Annotated in this window: 2 protein-coding genes; both read left to right on the forward strand. The window is 44.6% G+C overall.

What is annotated here, in order from left to right; translation table 11 throughout:
- Positions 1-161 precede the first annotated feature (161 nt).
- On the forward strand, positions 162-548 hold the full coding sequence (locus NGM28_RS28325) for a hypothetical protein (RefSeq protein WP_252092532.1): 387 nt from the start codon (positions 162-164) through the stop codon (positions 546-548).
- 385 nt (positions 549-933) lie between these two features.
- On the forward strand, positions 934-1,464 hold the full coding sequence (locus NGM28_RS28330) for a hypothetical protein (protein WP_252092533.1): 531 nt from the start codon (positions 934-936) through the stop codon (positions 1,462-1,464).
- Positions 1,465-1,633 lie beyond the last annotated feature (169 nt).

A 1,633-nucleotide genomic window follows, 5' to 3' on the forward strand; every position in this document is an offset into this window, starting at 1 on the left:
GAATACACTCAGTCTCAAGGTGCCAAGACAGTCACCCTTAAAGGCTATTACGCGTCAGAGGAAGGCGCCGCATTAGGGGCGGGGAAAGTGGGCGAGCAATTTTCTTTTAGTTTTTCCGCTACTAAAGAAGGGCTAAGAGATCTTTTGAAGGGGCTAAAGCAGTGAGTCATCTAAAGTCAGCGAGCAAACACCTGAAAAGCCTCAATGTGTCTGGTTATGGAGGCTATATACCTCTCGCTAGTGACCCCGAACTGGGTCAGGGAGTATATGAAATTAATTTAGATGACTGTGCTTTAAGTATTTTTGAAAAAGGCGTGATTATAAAGTCTAAGGAGAAAAATTTTGGCGTTCTTTATTCTGATGTGTTGAAGATTACTAGTTATCTATCTGCGGCGGTGTTTTCGCAGGCTTCGGCGACCCATAATGTGAAAATTTCAATTCCTTTGGAAATCCATCTTTCGGAGGGTGTTGTGGTTTTTGAGGTTCCGTTGCTGATTTATTCTAGGGTGTTAATTGTTTTAAATGATATGTGGCGAAGTTTAAAATAATTAAATGCGACCCAGCTTGGTGCAAAAGTAACTGTTAACGCTTCCGATATACCCTGATTCATTGCGGGCACTGCCGGTAATGCTATTGATTTAAGTTATACCAGGGGCTCACGAAAACGAATGTGGCAGTTGCAGGCGCGCGTGGTGGTGCTCAGTATCCGTTGCAAGGACAAACCCCTAACTCTTACGCCAATCATGAAAATGAGCATGTTGTTGTCTATGGCCCTGATGGGCGGGCACTGTATGATGTGCCTGGCTCTCGGATTAAGGTGGTCGAATGGAATCAGGCGTCGAATGGATCATGTTTCCCCAAGAGGAAAAATGACACAAAAGCCTTTGAGGGAAGTGTTCCTCAGTCGGTTCTTGATAGTTTTGGATTGAATTGATGAAAATTTATCAAGGTAATATTTCTAAAGATTTGTTGAGTCTATTTTCTTCAAATATTGGTTCTGGAGAATTTTTCTCATATGTAGGGCGCATGGTTTCATTGGAACAGGCAATTTCTGTTCTGGGTTTGCTTTCTCCTGATTTTGTTGAGGTTGATGGCCATGTTTTCTGGCTGCCTAGTGCACTGCAATACGAGTCGCAAAAAAAATATTTGAAGGGGCTGGTCGAGACTGAGGCTGGTGTGTTGGAGCAAAGTACATCGCGTAGAGATATTGAACGATACAGAAATGTATTTTCAATAAATCAGTTCTTTTCAAAGTGGGAGGATGCGCCGACCCGCCCCGTATTTAAGGTTGGCCTGTCGGAGGAAGATTATCGTCTTTGTCACTTATTTGCTGAACAGATTGCTAGGTATTGGAGGCGCGCGCTATCAGACTGCTTTCCAGAGAAAGTGTTTCAGTTTGAGATTGCTGATGATCTTCTCGATGAGTATGGGGTTTGCCTGAGTTTCTGGCAGATGCAGTTGTAATCGCCGAGAAAAAGGGGGCAGATTTGAATGGTACTTGCTTAATGTGCTTCGGATGCCCATGTTTTCTGATCTCTGCCCTTGCTGATCGACGTGGTTTGGTCAGCAAGCGGTAGGCCTGAGGCCTTCGTTTTACGGCCCGAGGCTCGACACGACCAGGCCGCTTGCTCAC

The sequence above is a fragment of the Pseudomonas sp. MWU13-3659 genome, assembly GCF_023757525.1.
In the GTDB taxonomy this organism is placed as follows: domain Bacteria; phylum Pseudomonadota; class Gammaproteobacteria; order Pseudomonadales; family Pseudomonadaceae; genus Aquipseudomonas; species Aquipseudomonas entomophila_E.

Bases quoted from the DNA above. Each gene is read 5' to 3' on its own strand.
- NGM28_RS28330 (WP_252092533.1), top strand. From the start codon at position 934: ATGAAAATTTATCAAGGTAATATTTCTAAAGATTTGTTGAGTCTATTT.